Raw genomic sequence first — 19,448 nt, forward strand, 5'->3', positions numbered from 1 at the left:
TCTTCACTTTAACATTTCTTTTAACTCTTTAAGCACCCTATCGTTTTGCCACGGCTGGCCTATGGTTATACGCAAAGCGTTCATGCCGTAACTTTTAAGATCCCTTAAAATTATACCTTTTTTTAACATTTTTTGCACTATTTCGCTTGCGTTTTGCTCTTTAAATTTAAATGTAATAAAATTAGTATAGCTAGGGATAAATTCTATATCAAATTCGCGAGCAAATTCCTCATATCTAGTCATCTCTTTGAAGTTATTTTCAAGAGATTTTGTAACAAATTCTTCATCTTTTAGGGCCTCTATCGCGGCTTTTAAACTAAGAGTTGTTATGTTAAAAGGAGAGCGGATTTTACCTAGTTCTGCTATTATATTTTCATCAGCTATACCGTATCCTACGCGCATACCGCCAAGTCCATAAGCCTTTGAAAATGTCCCAAGATAGATCGCATTTTTAAATTCATTTACGATCTTAGCAGGATCTATCCATTTTTTCTTATCTTTAAATTCCGCAAATTCATTATACGCACAATCAAAAACAACAAGTGTTTCTTTACTGATTTCATTTAAAAATTTATATACCTCGTCTGCATCCAAGCAGCCTCCAAGCGGATTATTAGGAAGGCATAAAAATATGATCGCGATCTCATCTTTGTTAGCTTTATAAATTTCTAAAAATTCAGTCAAATCATGCTCTTGTGCTTTCGTGCGATAAACTTTAGCCCCTACGTGCTTTGTGTAAATTTCATACATAGCAAAGGTTACGCCAGCCATCAAAACGGCATTTTTTTCATTTGCTTTTGCGTGTATGCAAAATTCTATCACCTGATCACTTCCGGAGCCTATGATTATATTTTTTGCACCGATATTAAATTTACTAGCTAGAGAATTTTTAAGCTCAAAGTAGCTATCGTCAGGGTATAAAAACGCATTTTTAGCCACATCTTTTATCGCGTTTACAACACGCTCGCTAGTGCCAAATGGGTTTTCATTGCTTGCAAGCTTTATAACATCTTTTGGTTCTATTCCAAACTCTCTAACAACAAGTTCTATAGGCTTTCCTGCTTCGTAATTTACAAGTTGGGCTAAATTTTCATTAAATTTCATTGTTCGTCTCCGTTTAAATAGCTTCCAAGCCAAGTGATCTCGGCACCGCATTCTTTTGCTAACGAAAAGACATTTTGGACTTTCTCGTCATCAACATGACCTTCAAAATCAAGATAGAAAACCGACTTAAATTCGCGTTGTTTTATCGGACGGCTTTCTAATTTTGTTATATTTATATTTTCATTTTTAAAAATTTGAAGTAAGTCCACAAGACTTCCGGGCTTATGATCAGTCTTTGCAAGTATCGAAGTCTTAGAGCCTTGTGCTTTTGCATTTTTAAAGTCACTTAGTATAAAAAATCTCGTTCTATTTGCCATATTATCCTCTATGGTGTCATAAAGAATAGGCACATTGTGAAGCTTTGCCGCTATCTTCGAGCAAATGGCTGCCGAGTTTGAATTTTTAGAAGCAAGATAAGCAGCTTCAGCGGTTGATCTTGACGGTATAAATTCCACATCCAAAAGCATATGATCCTCTAAAAATTTACGACACTGGTTATAGCCTTGGGGATGTGAATATATCTTTTTTATATCTTTTATGTTTTCGCACTCGCTTACAAAACTGTGGTGTATGTCAAGATAAAGTTCTGCAACTATCTTAATATCAGGGAATTTTCTAAAACAGTCAAGAGTAGCGCCCACTGCGCCTTCGGTGTTATTTTCGATAGGAACAACGCCGTATTTTACCTCTTTTTGAGCAAGTATATTAAACACGGCTTCTATGGTTGCAAGTGGCAGATAAGAGCTCATCGCACCAAATCTACTCTCTGCGGCTTGATGAGTATATGTGCCTTCAGGTCCGAGATAGGCTATCTTTTGAGGCATCTCTAAATTTCTGCTAACTGCAAAAATTTCAAGATATATAGCCTCTATCGCCGCACGGTTTAAAAGCCCGCCTTTACGATTTATTAAGCGGTTTATTATCGCTTTTTCGCGCTCGGGTCTATAGATAGGAGCGCCGCTTGTTTGCTTTAAAACTCCTATCTTTTTAACAAATTCCATTCTCTCATTTAATTTTGACAAGACAAGATCATCTATCTCGTCGATATTTTTACGAAGTTCGTTTAACTCTTGCATGTTTTTCCTACATCAAATCTTTTTCAAGCGCGACTATATCCTCAAAACTCTCTCTACGTCTAATAAGCCTATCTTCACCGTCTTGCACCGCTACTTCAGCTGCGCGAGCTCGTGAGTTATAGTTAGAACTCATTGTAAAACCGTAAGCCCCGGCACTTTTTACCACAAGCAAATCCCCGCTCTCGCATGCAGGTAGATTTAAATTTTTAGCCAAAAAGTCGCCGCTTTCACATATCGGTCCGACTACATCGCAAAGTCCGGCACTTGTGTTTTTGCCGACAACATTTACATCATGATATGCACCGTATAAGCTGGGACGGATAAGGTCATTCATCGCACCATCTACTACGATAAAACGCTTTTGCTTATTAAATTTCTCATACAATACGCTAGTTACGAAGTATCCTGCATTTCCCACGATAAAACGTCCGGGCTCGCAAACTATCGTTAGGTCTTGCGCGCTTAATTGTCCTAAAATTCCTTGAGCGTAGTCATACAAGCTAACATTGTTTTCATTTTGATAAACGATACCTACACCGCCTCCGACGTCAAAAAATTTAATATCTATATCAAGCGCCTTTAACTCACGCACAAGTTCGCTTACTATACCTGCCGCTTCGATGATAGGCTCGATATTTGTAAGCTGTGAACCGATATGAAAATGCACTCCGATAGGCTCTATATGAGGTGAGTTTTTAGCATAGATATACATTTTCTTGCCGGTTGTGATATCAACACCGAATTTATTTTCATTAAGTCCGGTTGAGATGTATGGGTGTGTTTTTGCGTCTACGTCAGGGTTGATACGTATGCTTATGCGAGCTTTTAAATTTAGCTCCTTCGCGATACTTTCAAGACGATACATCTCGGCTTCGCTCTCTAAATTTATCATTAAAATTTCGTTTTCAAGCGCCTCTTTTAGCTCGTCGTCGCTTTTACCTACGCCGCTAAATATGATTTGATACTTTTTGGCTCCCGCCATGATCGCGCGTCTTACCTCACCGATGCTTACGCAGTCAAATCCTGCTCCAAGCTCTGCTAAGAGTTTTAAAACACTTAAATTTGAATTTGCTTTTACTGCGTAGCATATCAGGGATTTTCTAGCGTGAAACGCATCTTTTAGCTCGTTGTATCTACTTTTTATATGATCAAAATCATAAACATAAAGAGGGGTTTTGTATTTTTGTGCGAGAGCTTTAAAATTCATAAAATAACCTTTGTTAAAATGGGTTGATTTTACAAAAAAAATGCCAAAATTTGGCTTAACGATGCGTTTTTAGAAGATAAAGAGCATAAAGCATGAGACCAAAAACTGGCAAAACTATGCCAAGCTCAGGCAAGATGACCGAATTTTGAGAAAATTTACCAAGCACAAACAGCAATCCCCAAACCACAAGCGTGCTCACAACAAAGACAAATGTAGCAAACGCAAGGTTAAAAAACCTACCCGTAACAGGCAGATGATAGTAAAGTATAAGCACTAAAAACGGTGCGAAAAACGGTGCTATCGCAAGCGTATAAAAAACCGACTTAGCTCCGTCAAGCTCAACGCCTTCGTCTTTAAACGTAAAGATAAAATCAAGCACATCAGGTATACTAAAACTCGTTCTCTCACTCGTGTTTGCGCTTTGGATGCTTTTTGGGGTAAATCCCTTGAGCCCTTGACTGCGGGAGATATTTTGCACTTCAAGACCTTTTGCGCCAAGCTCTAAATTTGACGGCAAATATGTAACATTCATGTCTTTTAGTAACCATCTATTATCTTGAAAGTCGGCACTTTTAGCAAATGCGGTTGAGACTAAATTTGTGCCGTTTATATCAAAAATTCGCAAGTCGTTAGCAGTTTTTTCAAGTAAATTTAGCTCTTTTATATATATAAATTTGCCCTCGAATTTTAAAAAAGTATCGGTTGTGCTTTTACCAAAAGTAGCATTTGCGATATTTTTTTGAAATTCGTATGCGTATGCAAACGGGGTGCAATTTAACCCAACGTATATAATCGTTACACATAAAGATATAAAAAACGGCGGTAAAATAAGTGCGTTTTTACTCACACCAAGAGCATAAAAACTGATAAGTTCGTTAGAGCGAACCATATTTATATGCGCTACGATAATAGCAAAAACAAGCGAGATCGGCATAACGTAAGATGTTGCCGTAAGCATTGTAAGACCAACATAAAGCAACTGCAAGTTTGCAGAACTCGGTAGATCTTTTAAATTTGTAAGTAGATCAATACCGACATAAAAAAGCTCAAGTGCAAGAAAGATTATCAAAAACGACTTTAGATAAACCCAGCCGACATATCTGGCATAAAGATTCATATCTCTACGCCTTTTTTGATGCTAAATTTCTGAGAAATAGCATTTATATCGCTTTTTAAAAGCTCAACTACGGCCTCTTTGCAGTGAATTAAAATTTTATCTAAATACTCTTTTTCGGCTTGGCTAAATTCGCCTAAAACAAAATTTGCCGCATTTCCCTTGCGTCCGATACCGATACGAACACGCTCATAGTCGTTGCCGATAAGATTATCGATAGACTTTATACCGTTGTGTCCGCCGCTACTTCCGCCTTTTTTAAATCTTACTGCGCCGAAATTTAGATCCAAATCGTCATGTATCACTATAATTCTATCAGGTTTATAAAAGTCATTTACGGCCTTTACGCTATTGCCTGATAAATTCATATAAGTTTGAGGTTTTAAAAGTAAGGTATTTTTAAATTTATAAAGTTCGCCTTGAAATTTAGCCGAACTAACATCGATAAATTCAGGACTCTTAAGTAGATCTATCAGCATAAAGCCGACATTGTGTCTTGTGTTTTCATACTGTTTTGTGGGGTTTCCAAGCCCCACGATAAGCGTCATCAACCAGCCTTATCTAGCTTTGATAACCCCAAGAACAGCAACACGATCCGCATCAACGATAGTGACACCTGCAGGAACTGCTATGTCACGAACCAAGATCGTATCATCAACGTCAAGCTTACTAACATCTACATCAAATGAATTTGGTAGATTTTCAGCTGTACATTTTACTGCTAAACGACGCTTTGACTGGATCAAAACACCCTTGTTTTTAAGACCTATCGGAGTGCCTACAGGTTTAACAGGGATCATATATCTTGATACAACACCAGGAAGTGCCACTTTAAGGTCAACGTGTTTTAAGTCGTTTGTTACAACGTCTCTTTGGTAGTCAACAATAACAACGTTATATACCTTGTCGCCAACTTTTACATCAAACGCAAGGGTCTCTTTTTTACGTGCCTCTTTTATAAAGTCATTGACTTTAAATGCAGCAGCAATATTCTCTAATCCCTTACCGTAAATGTTCGCGATTAGATAACCATCTCTTCTTAAAGCCTTTGCAGACTTCTTACCGATACTCTCTCTAACGATACCTTCTAACATCGTTACCCTTTCATAAAAAATAAACGCCGAGTATATCTTAAATTTGTTAAATTTAAGATAAATTTAACCAACCAGTAAAGTCTAATTATAGCTTTATCGCCGGTATCGTGACGTTGTGTTTTGATTACAATTTTTTTAGTGCGATTATATCATTGCCGATATCGTTTATGTTTTGCTCTTCGTTTGATGTCTTAGATCTTGATAAATTTACATTTTTTATCTTTATCTCAAGATCGTTTCGTCTGCTTGACTTTTCTAATGCCTCATTGGCACTTATAATGTCGTCTGAGTAAAGCTCAAGCAAATGCTGGTCAAAAGTCTGCATACCATAGGTGTTTTTACTCTCGGAAATAGCCGTGTAAATATCATCAATCTTGTCATTTAATATCGTCTCTTTGATACGAGCGTTATTTATCAAAATTTCAACCGCAGCACGTCTTTTGCCATCTTTGGTTTGCGCAAGGCGCTGTGATATTATAGCGCTTAGAACCGATGTAAAAGTAAGTTTAACGCGGTTTTGCTCCTCTTTTTTAAACATATTTACGATTCTATTTATACTCTCTTTTGCGTCAAGAGTATGAAGGGTAGAAAGCACCAAGTGACCTGTTTCGGCAGCTCTAATCGCTGTTTCTATCGTTTCTAAATCCCTCATTTCACCTACAAGTATGACATCCGGGTCTTCGCGCAAAGAGGCCCTAAGCGCATCGGCAAAATTTAAAGCATCCTGTCCGATAGAGCGTTGGTTTATAATACTTAGTTCGTCCGAATAGACATACTCTATTGGGTCTTCAATGGTTATTATATGTTTTCTTTTGGTTTTATTGATGTGATTTATCATGCTGGCTAAAGTGGTTGTCTTGCCGCTACCAGTAGGTCCGGTTACCAGTATGATACCGCGATTTGTATTGTTACAAATTTTTTCAATCGAAGCAGGAAGTTTTAAGTCGTTAAAATTTGGAATTTTATTTGGTATTGTTCTAAAAACCGCCGACACACCTTCCATTTGGAAAAATATATTCACACGAAAACGATAGTCGGAATTCAGCTTATGGGTAAAATCAACACTTAAGTTATTAACAAGATTTTTAAAATTTGAGCGCAAAAGCTCTTTTGCTAGAGTGATACCGTCCTCTCTTGAGAGAATTTTATCACTCATTTTTACTATCTCGCCGTTAAATCGGCCTCTGATATATCCGCCTGACTTAATGTGTAGGTCACTTCCTCCGCCATCTACTAGACGTTTTAGGTATTCATTTAACTCATCTCTTAGCTTAAAGTTGAGTTTGCTGACATCAACGTCAAATTCCATATTTCTCTCTTATTTTAGAGTCTTCATAATATTTTCAAATGCAACCACAAAGGCTTTTAGTCCATCATTTAAAAGCTCTTTATAAGCAAAGTTCATATCGATATCGGCATTATTTACAACTTCAAAAAAGCTCTCTATGCTCTCTTTGCTAGGGGCTTTTTTAGGTGTCGCTTTCTCTTTTATAAATTCTTTTATCGTATCAAGCGGAGCTGTATTTATAGAGTTTTCATACATTAGCTCACGAACATAATAATCAGCCCTTAGCTCACCGCCCTTAACGCCTGTGCTAGCAAAAAGCGCGCGAACATTTGGTAAATTTCTATCTTGTATGATGTGATAAATTTTTGCGGCGTTCATTATGCCAATTTGCCCTTTAGGTAGACTTTTTTGCGCCATTTTCTCATCAAGAAGTCTATCAAAACGGCTAACAAAAATACTTATAACGCCTTTTGGTAGCGGAGTATTTGGGAAGCGTCGCTTATAAATTTCAGCTCCTGCCTCAAAAGCGTCAAGACAATTTTGTGCTTGCTCAGGTGAAAAGATAAGAGTTGCATTTACGCTTATACCTTTTGCCATAAGCGCGCTCATAGCTGTAAAACCCTCTTTTGTGGCAGGAACTTTTATCATCACATTTGGCATGCCGATACTTGCATGAAGTCTAACACCCTCTTCTATGGTTGCATTTGTATCATCTGATAAATTTGGATCAACTTCAATACTAACAAAACCGTCGTCATCATTTACGTAATTTTTAAGCATCTTACATGCAGCCATCTTAATATCTTGAGTAGCCAATGTCTCGTAAATGCTTTTTGGATGGCGTTTATCACTTTTTAATATCGACTCTTTATACGCCTGTGAACTTGAAAAAGCGCTTTTAAATATCGCCGGGTTACTTGTAGCCCCGTTTATAATCTCTTTATTTAAAAGCTCTAAAAATTCATTATCCAAAAACTCACGTTCAATAAAATCACACCAAAGTGAAAATTTTACATTATTGTCATACATTTTTAATCCAATATCCTTAAAATTTCGCGAAGATCTTTTGTATCAACACAGTGTGTTGCACTCTTTTTTAAAATTTCTTTTGCGCAAAAAGCAACGCTAATACCGGCATGCTTAAACATCGAAGCATCATTTGCGCCGTCTCCTACGCACATAGTTTCATCTTTACTAACACCTAAAATTTTTTGCATACGCTTAATCATCTCGCCTTTTGAGAAACCAAACATCATTTCGCCGCCCACGAGCCCAGTTAAAACACCGTCTTTTTCATGCAAGATATTTGCAAAGCTCTCATCATAACCGATCTCTTCACGCATCAAATCAGTTGCTATATGAAAACCGCCGCTAAAAACGATAACCTTTATGCCACGCTCTTTTAGCCCTTTAACAAGCTCTTTTGCACCGTTCATTTGCTTTAAATTTGAACAAACTTCACTTACCAATGAAGTTGGCATGCCATTTAGCAAAGCCACTCTTTTACTCAAGCTTTCAAAAAAGTCAAGTTCGCCTTGCATAGCCTTTTTGGTTATCTCTTTTACTTTATCTCCTACACCATAAGCATCGGCGAGAATATCTATCGTCTCGCCGTCCATTAATGTGGAGTCAAAATCAAAAACACAAAGCTTTATCAAATTTGACCTCTACTTTAAAAATCGCGCTTTAAAAGACTTTCGACCTTTAAGATCGTAAGGATGTTTTGATCTCTTTTACCGATACCATAAATCATGCCTTTATCTTTTATCAAAGTCTCAGGCGGCGGATCTATCCTGTTTCTATTTATACGAATAGCCTCTGTTAGCCTATCTATAACAAAGCCTGCGATATTTTCCTCATCCTTCATAACTATGTAGCGAGTACTAGCGCTTTGCTTACTTGCATTAAGCGAAAAACGCTTTCTTAGATCGATAAGAGGGATAACATTACCCCTTAAGTTAAACACGCCAAGAACATACTCAGGCACACTAGGAACTCTTGTAAATTCTATCGGTTTAATGATCTCTTGTATGTTTAAAATAGGTATCGCGTACTCCTCTTCACCCACTACAAAACCAACTAGCTGGATAATATCCTCACTACTTTTTGAAGGCTCGTCGATCTGCTGTTTTTGCCTTTGTAATACTTCGTTTAGTTTATTGCTCATATCATACTCCCTACGGCAACTTTATATTTTTTCTAACAACGCTTTCAAGATACTCAGAAGAGTATGGCTTAGTAATATACTCAGTCATTCCTACCTCAACACCTCTAAGCCTATCTGTTTTTGACGTCCTTGAAGTAACTGCTATAAGCGGTAAATTTCTATATTTTGAATACTTACGAATTTCACCGGCTAAAGTATAACCGTCCATTCTAGGCATTTCTATATCAATTAAAACCGCGTCAAAAACGTGTTCGCCTGATTTTATTAAAGTTAAAGCTTCAACACCATTAGTTGCCTCTATGACAGTTACTCCAGTTGGCTCTAGTGATTTTTGCATTATCGTTCTATCCATTTTTGAATCATCAACGATAAGGACTTTATAATCACTCGGTTGCTCCTTAACTTTTTTGGCTTCTGCGTCTATTTCGGCTCTTATGTTTACTTTTATATCTTTTGCCATTTCCATCATTGCAGCAACATCGATAATAAGAGTAACACGACCGTCACCTCTTATCGTAGCTCCCGCAATACCAGGGATATTTTGCAAATAATCCCCCATTGATTTAATAACAATCTCTTCTTGTCCGACAAGGGTATCTACTATGATACCGAGTTTTGTCTCGGCAACTCCGATTATAACAACATAAGTATGCTCTCCGCCATCAAACACCTTTCTAACGCCAAATACATCAGAAAGCCTAACCAAAGATAAAACCTCATCACGTAAACGAAGAACGTTTTTGCCGTCTATCGTATAGATGTCGTCTATCGGCACGCGAACGGTTTCAAGAACGCTAGCAAGCGGTATAGCATAATACTCCTCTTGCGTTCCAACAAGTAGCGACTGGATAATCGCAAGTGTTAGAGGAATTTTTAGTTTTATAACAGTGCCTTTTCCAACTTCGCTTTCGATGTCGATTATGCCGTTTAGTTTTTCGATATTTGTCTTAACAACGTCCATACCAACACCGCGTCCACTTACGTTTGTAACTTTTGCAGCAGTTGAAAATCCAGGTTTAAATATAAGACCAAATGCCTCTTTATCGCTCATTGTATCGGCTTCGCGCTCGGTTATTATGCCTTTTTCGATTGATTTTGCTTTTAACATATCCACATCAAGACCCTTACCGTCATCAACGATTTCGATAACGATATGGTTGCCTTCGTTATAGGCTTTAAGCTCTACTGTGCCTTTTTCAGGTTTGCCGGCAGCCTTTCTTATCTCAGGATCTTCTATACCGTGGTCGCATGAGTTTCTAATGATATGCACTAGCGGATCGCCTATCTCTTCAACGATAGACTTATCAAGCTCGGTCTCTTCACCTGAAATTTCAAGATCGATTTGCTTGCCAAGCTCGCGGCTAAGATCGCGTATCATTCTAGGGAATTTATTAAACACTTTTGCTATCGGAAGCATTCTTGTTTTCATAACGGCAAGCTGAATATCTGTCGTTACCAAGCTTAAGCTTGAAACTACTTGATTTAGCTCTTCAAGGAATTTTTCACCCTCGTATCTCTCTTCAACATCATCATAAATTTTAAGAAGTCTGTTTTTACCAAGAACAAGTTCGCCGATCAGGTTCATTAGGTGATCTAGTCTTTTAACCTCAACACGTATGGTTTGCTCTTGCGCAACTGTACCGCCGGCTTGTGCAGGGACTTTTTTGTCGGCATCTTCTTTTTTAGCAGCAGGTTTTGGCGCAGCAGCAGGTGCTGGAGTCGGAGCAGGAGTGCTTTGAGCAGCAGGAGCGTTTGTTTTTTTACTTGCTCGTCTGGCTTTGTCTTCGGCTTTTCTAACTTTTAAAAGACGCTCTATCTCAGCCTCTACTTCATCATCGCTTAGACTTGATAAATTTTCATCACTTATATCAAGTTCTTCTTCAGGCTGCGGGGCTACTTCAGGCTCAGGTGTTTGCTCAACAACAGGAGCTGCAACATGCGCTTCGCCTTCTGATATCACGGTTAATCTAGCACAAATATCTTTAATATCTATACCTACGTCTTTGTCGTTGCCGTAATCACGAATGCCGTGCAATAAACCTTTCATCATATCAACAGACTCAAGCACAACGTCCATAACATCAGGAGTAATTTTAAGCTCGCCTTTTCTAGCTTTATTTAACACGTCTTCCATGTGATGAGTAAGCTCGGTTAAAATATCAAAATTTAAAAAGCTTGAACTTCCTTTAACTGTGTGCGCAACGCGAAAAATTCTATTTAAAAGCTCAAGATCTTCAGGATTTGCCTCAAGCTCAACAAGGTCATGGTCTATCTGCTCAATAAGTTCGAAAGCTTCTATCAAGAAGTCTTCCATTATCTCTTTCATATCATCCATTTTTCACCTCATTTTGCAGATTTTGAGTGTGCTTCAATAACTTTTAGCACCTCTTGATAAAATATACTTGCATCAAATTTAGTAAGATACGCTGCACCGCCGGCTTCTTTGCTCTTGCCTTCGCTAAATTCATTACTTAAAGATGAATTAAACACTATCGGAATATCCTTAAATCTCTCATCATCTTTAATGTGTGCCGCAAAGTGATAGCCGTCCATTTGAGGCATCTCGATATCACTAAGTATCACGCGAACCTCTTTATTAATATCCTCACCGTATCTTTCGTAAAGCTCATTCATCTTCTCTAGGCCTTCAACGCCGTTTTTAGCCTCAACTATATTTAGACCCATTTTTTCAAGCGCGTCTTTAACAAGTTTTCTAGCCGTAGAGCTATCATCAAGAACAAGAGCTATACCCTTTATCTTTCTGTCTTCGTCGATGTCAACATCAAGTTTTGGAGAGTAAATTCCAAGCTCTTCAACTATACTTTCAAGATCAAGTATAAGTAAAACTTCGTCATTTTCTATCCTGGTTACGCCGGTTATCTTGCCTTTATCAAGCGCACCGGCACTGCTAGCAAAATTTGCTGGCTCTATGTCTTTCCAGTTGATACGGCGAATTCTCTTTGCCTCATGAACGATAAATCCAATAAGTATCCCGCTAAATTCTGCGATGATAACGCGAGGTTTTATAACGACCCCTGCGCTTGGCTCTACTATATTCATCCATCTAGCTAAATTTACAACAGGTATAACGACACCGCGCAAATCAAAAATTCCTTCAATATATTCAGGAACGCCCGGTAGTTCAGTGAGATTTGGCATTTTTATGATTTCACGCACTTTTGCGACATTAACGCCGTATATACCCTCATATACCTTGTCTTTTGCCTCTTTAAAGATACGAAAATCAACAAGTTCCATCTCGTTTGAACCCGTTTTTAATACGTTGTCTCCAAACATCAATGTCCTTTCAGACTCTTTCGAGCAAAATTTATTTTTTCGTCGCGGTATTCTACAATAAAATAACTTTGGTCGCACGCAAAAGCAGGAAGATTGACATAAATTTTATCGCCTATATCAAAAATTTCACCCTGATGATAGTGTCCCTCTATCACAATATCTGCGCTATAATGTCGCATTTTAGGGCTTATAAAGGCTTTGAAATTTGAAATTTTATAATCAAGCTTCTTAACGGTAAGTCTGTTTAAAATCCAATTTGAAATTTTAAATCCACACAAAATATCTATAAAATTCATAAACATTAAAAACCATTCAAGCCTCAAAAATAAAAGCGCGTATTTGCTAACAAATGGCAAAAAATTATCACCATGAGCTATCTGCACGCTTTGAGCTAACTCGGTTTTAAAATTTACCGGTTGGGCGCTGATAGGAAAAACTTTAACATTTTTAAAGAGTGAGGAGAGGACAAAGTCGTGGTTGCCTTCGATGTAAATAACCTCTGTTTTAAGCGCTATTTTGTTGATAAGCTCGATGTGCTTTTCATAAAATTTCACTGTGTTTTTTGCATGAGCAGCCAAGAAGTCAAACATATCACCCATCAAAAAAAGTTGCGGCGCGCTTATCTCACCTCTATCAAAGCTTTGTAAAAATCTTAAAAAATCATCTCGGTTAACGTTTTCATGGGCGTCAGAGATAAATATCGCACCGTTTTTTATTATCATTTCTTGCAAACGAGGTCCTAGCAAAATTGTGAAATTTTAGGCATGGCTAAATTTTCATCAAAGCCAAACATCAAATTTGCATTTGCTAAAGCTTGAGAACTTGCGCCCTTTAAAAGGTTGTCAATGGCTGAATTTATAAAAATTTTATCTTCCCAAACTACTGCAAAAATATCGCAAAAATGCGTTCCGGCAACATCTTTTACACTAACAGGGGATGTTTTAATACGGATAAATTCTTCATTTTTATAAAATTCGCGCAGAATTTCAAGCGGTTTTATCTCTTTGTTAAGCTTGGCATAAACGCTTACTAACATGCCACGAGTCAAAGGTACCAAGTGCGGCACAAACACTGTTGACATACTCTTTTGACAAAAATTTTCAAGGTGCATTTTTATCTCGTCGGCGTGGCGATGGATTAGCGGGTTGTAGGCGTTTAAATTTTCATTCACGCTTACAAAATGACTAGTCGCGCTTGGCTTTTTACCTGCGCCGCTTACTCCGCTTTTAGCATCTATCATCACGCCTAAATTTGTATCTATATATGGCAAAAATGGAGTTATGGCAAGTAGCGAGGCTGTTGGATAACAGCCTGGGTTTGCCACAAGTTTTGCGTTTTTTACTTTATCGCGGTTTATAGGTAAAAGCCCATAAACCGCATGAGCTAAATTTTTATCATCCAAATGCGGACAGTAATTTTTCTCATAAAGCTCTTTATTTAGTCTATAATCAGCCGATAAATCAACAACCTTAACGCCAAGCTCTAAAAGCTCGCTCGCATATCTCATGGCCTCTTGATGCGGTAGGGCTAAAAAGACAAGTTCGCATTTTTGCGCGGCTTCTCTTACGTCAGCAATACTTACTTCAAAGTCCAAAACGCCTCTTAGAGAGCTAAAAATTTCATCTATCTTGCCCTTTGAACTAGCTGCTAGATAGTTTATCTTAAATTCCGGGTGGTTTAGCAAAAGACGTATAAGCTCAAAACCGGTATATCCGCTAACGCCGATGACTCCGACATTTATCATTTCTAATCCTTAAAATTTATCGGTTTATAACATATAGAAACTATTTCTACGTCTATATTACCTTTTGGCAAACTTAGTCTAACCTCATCGCCCTCACTCTTGCCGATAAGCTGGCGCGCCAAAGGCGAGCTTATAGAGATAAGACCTCTCTCAAGGTCGCTCTCACTAACCCCGACTATCGTATAAGTATCCTCAAGCTCAGTATCAACATCAAGTATCGTAACATTTGAGCCAAATCTAACTTTATCATGCACATATGTGCTAGGGTCGATAACTTCGGCGTTTGCAAGAAGTGTGCTTAGCTCTGCGATACGAGCGTCTATGAAGCTTTGCTTCTCTTTTGCGGCGTGATATTCAGCATTTTCTTTTAAGTCGCCGTGACTTCTTGCGATATCTATTTCTATAACTATTTGCGGACGTTGAACATGCTTTAAATCTTTTAATTCCGCTTCTACTTTTTCATAACCGTAAATCGTCATCGGTTCACTCATTACTTCTCCTTTTAATTATTTTAATAACAAATTATGATTTTTAAATTTAATTACAGATAATTTTGTAATCACTCTTGCCGACTTGGCATTAAAAATTTCGCTACATTTACACTTGAGCCGTGCTTTAGGTATGCTCTAAGTTCGTTGCAGCCAGTTAAAAATTTATCTTTATCGCAATTTTTGTAAGCATTTAGCAAATTTAAAGCACTTACTTGCTCTTGTATAAGCTCGTCATGAAGTGCGCCTTTGCCCATAAAGTCATACATAATGTTTGCAAGTCCTGCGTATTTTACTTTTACAAGTTTGCGCGCTAGCCAAACATCTATCGCTTTTGCCTTATAGCAAAGCACAAAAGGAGTGCCTATAAGTGCGGCTTCAAGTGTTGCAGTCCCGGAACACACAAAGGCAAATTCACTTTCATAAAGTGCCTTTGGAGCTTCATTTACTATGTTAAATTCGCTCACGTCACCGTAAAGCTCAGCTACCTTATCTATTAAAAAAGGAGGGATAACAAGAAGTTTTTCTTTATCTTTTATATCTTTTGCAACCTCACGGTAAATAGGCATCAACCTAGTTATCTCGGAGCGTCTTGAACCTGGCAGAAAGGCGATCTTACTGCTATTTATCAGCTTTTCTTTTTTAAATTTAAGCTCATCTAAAAGTGGGTGTCCTACATAAACTGCGCGAGAGTAAAATTTTTCGTCAAAGGGTAAGATCGAGGCTAGATTATCACAAAATTTCTCAACTTTTTCCACACGTTTTGGTTTCCAAGCCCAAACTTGCGGCAGTATGTAGTATGTGATCGGTGCTTTAACCCCGGCCTCTCTCATGGCTTTTGCTAAAGGCAGGTTAAAGGCAGGGCTGTCTATAAGTAGCACCGCATCGGCGGTTTTGGCTAGTTTTACCATCTGCTTTATAGCTCTTTTTGCTTTAAATATAAGCGGCAAAACCTCCACAAAACCCATCGCAGAAAATTCGGAACTTTTCATAAAAGGAGTACCGAATTTCTCATCAAATATGCCTAAAATTTCAGAGCCTAATGTGTGTTTAAGCACCTCGCCTAAATGCAAATTCGCAGACGGCTCAAGCGCTGAAACTAAAATTTTTCTACTCATTTTTATCCATAGTTTTTTAGTAGATTATAGCTTGTTTAACTTAAAAAATTTAACAAGCTCTCGCATTTGTCCTATCCATGGCCCGACAAATCGCAAAAAGCAACACTCCTGCACCAAAACAAAGTATAAAAAATAATATAAAAAAATGAAAAAGTGTTGAAATTTCATAACCAAAAATTTGAGGATACGAGCTTGGCAAGTTATTTGCCTTTAAAATTTCAAGTGTCACCTCTGAAATTTCAGCCCTTTGGTTTAAAATTTCTTTTAAATTTATACCAAGTTCGCTTGCTTTTATGAATTTGTCGGCTGTTGGAGGAAGAAGTGAGGCTAAAGTGCCAGATAGTGCGTAACCTGTGGCATTTGCAAGGTAAAATATACCAAAAATAAGTCCCAAAAGTCTCTTTGGGGAAAGCTTTGCTACAAGAGCAAAACCGATAGGTGAAACTAAAAGTTCGGCACAAGTATGCATAAAATAAAGCAAAATAAACCATCTTATATGAAGCAGCTCATCACCCAAATCGCGAACATTTAAAGCTATGATAAGATAGCTAACACCCATCAAGCAAAGCCCCAAAGCTTGCTTATAAAGTCCGTTTGGCTCCAAATTTTTACGTCCCAGCTTTATGTAAAATGCCGAGAAAACAAAACTGAGCACAAGCACAAAAAGCGGGTTAAACATACTTATCATAGAAGGAGGGATGTCAAAACCAAGCAAATTTCTATCCATTTGGTTGTTTGCTATAAATGTTAGCGACGAGCCTATTTGCTCAAAACTCGCCCAAAAAAAGACGATAAACACAGCACTTATAAAGATAGTGATGATATTTTTTCTCTCATCCTTACTGATGCTTTCATCAAGCAAAACATAAAAACCAAGTGAGATACCAAAGGCATAAATAGTCGGATAAAGGTAGCTTTTAACAATATTTGCACCGCTTGAAAAATAGCTAATAGCCGCAAAAATAAGCACAAAGACAAATAACGAAACAAGTGCGTTTTTAAGATCAAATCTTATACCATCACTAACCTTTGGCGTGAAATTTTCATCATTTTTACAAAATACGACAAAGACCAAAAGTCCGATACTCATAGCAACAAAAGCCGACAAAAAGCCAAATTTAAATGCAGATACATCACGAACTCCGTTAACAACGACATCTCCAAAGTAAGGCACGATAAACGATCCAAGAAGTACGCCCAAATTTAAAAAGAAGTAGTATGAACTAAAAACAGCGTCCATACTTACGTTCCTAGGTGCTTTTATGCTTAAAAGTGCCGTTATACTAGGCTTAAAAAAGCCGTTGCCACACATAACCAAAACAGCACCACAAAGCGTAAGCCAAGCACCGCCAAAACTACTGGCATTTGCATAAAAAAACAGCTGCGCTACCGTAAGTAAAGCACACCCGATAATCACGCTTTTATGATATCCTAAAAATTTATCCGCCAAAAAACCGCCAATGATAGGAGTAAGGTAACTAAGAGCCAAAAAGGCACCATAGTATATGGCTGCATCTGTTTCGCTAATGGCTAAAAAGTGCACCAAGAAAAGTGCAAATATCGCGCGCATACCGTAAAAGTTAAATTTCTCCCACATCTCCGTGGAAAACAAAACCCGAATTTTTTTCAAACCTATCCCCTTAAAAAACAATACTCGTTTTTGCGTGTTATCCTAAAATTTCTCTTATGCTTTTTTCACACAAAGCCATTGCTTTTTCGCACTCTTCTTGTGTGATATTTAGTGGAGGGTTAAAATATATAACATCTCCCAATGGACGTAATAATAGTCCGTTTTTAAGAGCTTTTTTATAAATTTCATATCCAACTCGCCTGCTTGCCTTAAATGCTTGCTTCAGGCTTTTGTCCTCTACAAGCTCGATAGCATTTATAAGACCTATTTGCCTTATCTCGCCGACATTTTTATGTCCTAGTAACACTTTGCTTAGTGTTTCGTTTAAAAATTTAGCCGTTTTATTTGCTCGTGTTAAAACATCATCGTTTTCAATAATATCTAGAACCGCTAAAGCCGCCGCACAACCAAGTGGGTTACCGCTATAAGTATGTGAGTGCATGAAAGCCTTGCCTTCACTATAAGGAGCATAGAATGCATCATAAATTTTTTGCGTAGTCGCAGTGATAGACATAGGCATATAGCCCCCCGTTAGACCCTTACTAAGTGTCATGATGTCAGGACTTACCCCGGCATGATCAAATGCAAACATCTTGCCCGTCCTACCAAAACCAGTAGCGATCTCATCGGCGATAAGAAGCACGTCGTAAGCGTCGCAAATTTCACGAAGCTTTTTAAGATAAAGCGCAGGGTAAATTCTCATGCCAGCAGCACCTTGCACTAGCGGCTCGATAATGATGGCGACCGTTTCATGCCCGTGTTTTTCAAACTCCTCTTTTGCGTGACAAAAGCACTCGCAAGAGCAGCTTTGACGAGTTAGACCAAATTCGCAACGATAACAATCAGGCGACTTTATACGTATCACATCCATTAACATAGGTTTATAAATTTTTGCATACAAGTCCATAGTTCCCACGCTTAATGCACCTATAGTTTCTCCGTGATATCCCTCCTCAAGGCACATAAAACGGGTTTTGTTTGGTTTACCCGTTTGGTAATGATACTGAAAGGCCATCTTAAGTGCGCTCTCGACAGCCGAGCTCCCGTTATCGCTGAAATTTAACTTCACAAGCCCTTTTGGCAAAATTTCAACAAGTCGTGATGATAAATTTATCGCGCTTTCGTGAGTAAAATTTGCAAATATCACGTGCTCAAGCCTATCAAGTTGCACTTTAATTGCTTCATTTATGCGCTCGTTTGAGTGTCCTAAAAGGTTGCACCACCAAGAACTTATGATGTCAATATACCTCTTATCGTATTCGTCGTATAAAAATACACCCTTTGCTCTTTTTATAACTATGGGAGGCAAGCTTTCGTAGTCATGCATTTGCGAGCAAGGATGCCAGATGTATTTTAGGTCAAGTTTAGCTAGTTCACTCATATACCGCCGCCAATTTTTTAGAATTTATACAGTTTTCTTGCCCTTGTTTTGTGATGGTAAAAAGCACCGGAAGAGCGCAAAGCTCTTGTATCATAAATTTATTATCGATATGGATTTGGTTGCTTTCGTCAAATTTATTTAGCACAAAGCCCTTTTGCTCTATGCCCTCTTCGCGCAGGTATTTACTTGTTAGCACTGCCGCATTGATGCCGCCAAGTCCTGCATCGGCAACGATTAACACGGGACATTTTAAAGCTTTTATGAGATCTACTTGCATGATCTTAACTTCGTCGTATCTAAGCGGACAGATAGCACCGCCGCAACCCTCTATATTTAGATACTCATACTCGTTTTTTAGTTCATCAAATTTAGCTAAAATTTTATTTAGCTCAGGCGGATTGCCCTCAAATTTGGCAGCTAAGTGCGGAGAAAAAGCTCTTTCATATACGTAAACATTCATGCTTGTTACATCTTGCTTGGTGCCTGAGATCTCTTTTACAAATTTAACATCACCTACTTCAAGCTCACCGCTAGGTGTGCGTAAATTTCCGCTTGCAAGAGGTTTAAAATACCCCGCCTTATAACCCTCTTTAAGCAAAGCCTTTGTTATAAGTCCGCTCACGTAGGTCTTACCTACATCCGTTGCCGTGCCTGTTATAAATAAATTTTTACTCATTTTTAGCCTCTTTAGACTTTAAAAACCAAAATTCTATCAAAAACGTCTTAAAATTTTAAATTTA

At 38.0% G+C, this 19,448-nt stretch carries 19 protein-coding genes; all 19 read right to left on the bottom strand.

Annotation, left to right across the window (positions count from 1 at the left end):
* Positions 1–3: 3 nt before the first annotated feature.
* On the bottom strand, positions 4–1,104 hold the full coding sequence (hisC, locus tag CCAL_RS07725) for a histidinol-phosphate transaminase (protein WP_170015810.1): 1,101 nt from the start codon (positions 1,102–1,104) through the stop codon (positions 4–6).
* Positions 1,101–2,180: a prephenate dehydratase gene (gene pheA, locus CCAL_RS07730; protein ID WP_169936699.1), complete on the bottom strand. Its 1,080-nt coding sequence runs from the start codon at positions 2,178–2,180 to the stop codon at positions 1,101–1,103. The genes hisC and pheA overlap by 4 nt, the downstream gene beginning before the upstream one ends.
* Positions 2,181–2,187: 7 nt before the next feature.
* Positions 2,188–3,387: a diaminopimelate decarboxylase gene (gene lysA / locus CCAL_RS07735; RefSeq protein WP_169999876.1), complete on the bottom strand. Its 1,200-nt coding sequence runs from the start codon at positions 3,385–3,387 to the stop codon at positions 2,188–2,190.
* 55 nt (positions 3,388–3,442) lie between these two features.
* On the bottom strand, positions 3,443–4,504 hold the full coding sequence (locus CCAL_RS07740) for an LptF/LptG family permease (RefSeq protein ID WP_169936703.1): 1,062 nt from the start codon (positions 4,502–4,504) through the stop codon (positions 3,443–3,445).
* Complete coding sequence (gene pth, locus CCAL_RS07745) at positions 4,501–5,049, bottom strand: aminoacyl-tRNA hydrolase (protein WP_169936705.1); 549 nt, start codon at positions 5,047–5,049, stop codon at positions 4,501–4,503. Before pth ends, CCAL_RS07740 begins: the two co-directional genes overlap by 4 nt.
* Before the next feature lie 9 nt (positions 5,050–5,058).
* Positions 5,059–5,595: a 50S ribosomal protein L25/general stress protein Ctc gene (locus tag CCAL_RS07750; protein ID WP_170015811.1), complete on the bottom strand. Its 537-nt coding sequence runs from the start codon at positions 5,593–5,595 to the stop codon at positions 5,059–5,061.
* Between the two features lie 124 nt (positions 5,596–5,719).
* A complete protein-coding gene (locus tag CCAL_RS07755; protein WP_169936709.1) occupies positions 5,720–6,904 on the bottom strand; it encodes a type IV pilus twitching motility protein PilT in 1,185 nt (394 codons plus the stop codon).
* A gap of 9 nt (positions 6,905–6,913) precedes the next feature.
* Positions 6,914–7,912 (bottom strand): transaldolase, encoded by a 999-nt coding sequence (locus CCAL_RS07760; protein ID WP_170015812.1) that lies wholly within the window; start codon positions 7,910–7,912, stop codon positions 6,914–6,916.
* Between the two features lie 2 nt (positions 7,913–7,914).
* Entirely contained in the window at positions 7,915–8,541 is a 627-nt protein-coding gene (gene serB / locus CCAL_RS07765; RefSeq protein ID WP_169936712.1) for a phosphoserine phosphatase SerB, read from the bottom strand.
* A gap of 14 nt (positions 8,542–8,555) precedes the next feature.
* On the bottom strand, positions 8,556–9,050 hold the full coding sequence (locus tag CCAL_RS07770; protein ID WP_169936714.1) for a chemotaxis protein CheW: 495 nt from the start codon (positions 9,048–9,050) through the stop codon (positions 8,556–8,558).
* Between the two features lie 10 nt (positions 9,051–9,060).
* Positions 9,061–11,385: a hybrid sensor histidine kinase/response regulator gene (locus tag CCAL_RS07775; RefSeq protein ID WP_169936716.1), complete on the bottom strand. Its 2,325-nt coding sequence runs from the start codon at positions 11,383–11,385 to the stop codon at positions 9,061–9,063.
* Positions 11,386–11,393: 8 nt separating this feature from the next.
* Complete coding sequence (locus tag CCAL_RS07780; protein WP_169971975.1) at positions 11,394–12,347, bottom strand: chemotaxis protein; 954 nt, start codon at positions 12,345–12,347, stop codon at positions 11,394–11,396.
* On the bottom strand, positions 12,347–13,069 hold the full coding sequence (locus tag CCAL_RS07785; RefSeq protein WP_169972038.1) for a UDP-2,3-diacylglucosamine diphosphatase: 723 nt from the start codon (positions 13,067–13,069) through the stop codon (positions 12,347–12,349). Before CCAL_RS07785 ends, CCAL_RS07780 begins: the two co-directional genes overlap by 1 nt.
* Before the next feature lie 17 nt (positions 13,070–13,086).
* Positions 13,087–14,091: an N-acetyl-gamma-glutamyl-phosphate reductase gene (gene argC, locus CCAL_RS07790; RefSeq protein ID WP_170015813.1), complete on the bottom strand. Its 1,005-nt coding sequence runs from the start codon at positions 14,089–14,091 to the stop codon at positions 13,087–13,089.
* A gap of 2 nt (positions 14,092–14,093) precedes the next feature.
* A complete protein-coding gene (gene greA, locus CCAL_RS07795; protein ID WP_169936722.1) occupies positions 14,094–14,582 on the bottom strand; it encodes a transcription elongation factor GreA in 489 nt (162 codons plus the stop codon).
* A 68-nt stretch (positions 14,583–14,650) separates the two neighbouring features.
* Positions 14,651–15,697 (bottom strand): lipid-A-disaccharide synthase, encoded by a 1,047-nt coding sequence (gene lpxB, locus CCAL_RS07800; RefSeq protein WP_170015814.1) that lies wholly within the window; start codon positions 15,695–15,697, stop codon positions 14,651–14,653.
* A 49-nt stretch (positions 15,698–15,746) separates the two neighbouring features.
* Positions 15,747–17,327 (bottom strand): peptide MFS transporter, encoded by a 1,581-nt coding sequence (locus tag CCAL_RS07805; protein ID WP_170015815.1) that lies wholly within the window; start codon positions 17,325–17,327, stop codon positions 15,747–15,749.
* Positions 17,328–17,364: 37 nt separating this feature from the next.
* Positions 17,365–18,708 (bottom strand): adenosylmethionine--8-amino-7-oxononanoate transaminase, encoded by a 1,344-nt coding sequence (bioA, locus tag CCAL_RS07810; RefSeq protein ID WP_172285142.1) that lies wholly within the window; start codon positions 18,706–18,708, stop codon positions 17,365–17,367.
* On the bottom strand, positions 18,701–19,384 hold the full coding sequence (bioD, locus tag CCAL_RS07815; RefSeq protein WP_170015818.1) for a dethiobiotin synthase: 684 nt from the start codon (positions 19,382–19,384) through the stop codon (positions 18,701–18,703). The genes bioA and bioD overlap by 8 nt, the downstream gene beginning before the upstream one ends.
* Positions 19,385–19,448 lie beyond the last annotated feature (64 nt).

It is taken from the genome of Campylobacter sp. RM6914 (assembly GCF_004803835.1).
In the GTDB taxonomy this organism is placed as follows: domain Bacteria; phylum Campylobacterota; class Campylobacteria; order Campylobacterales; family Campylobacteraceae; genus Campylobacter_A; species Campylobacter_A californiensis.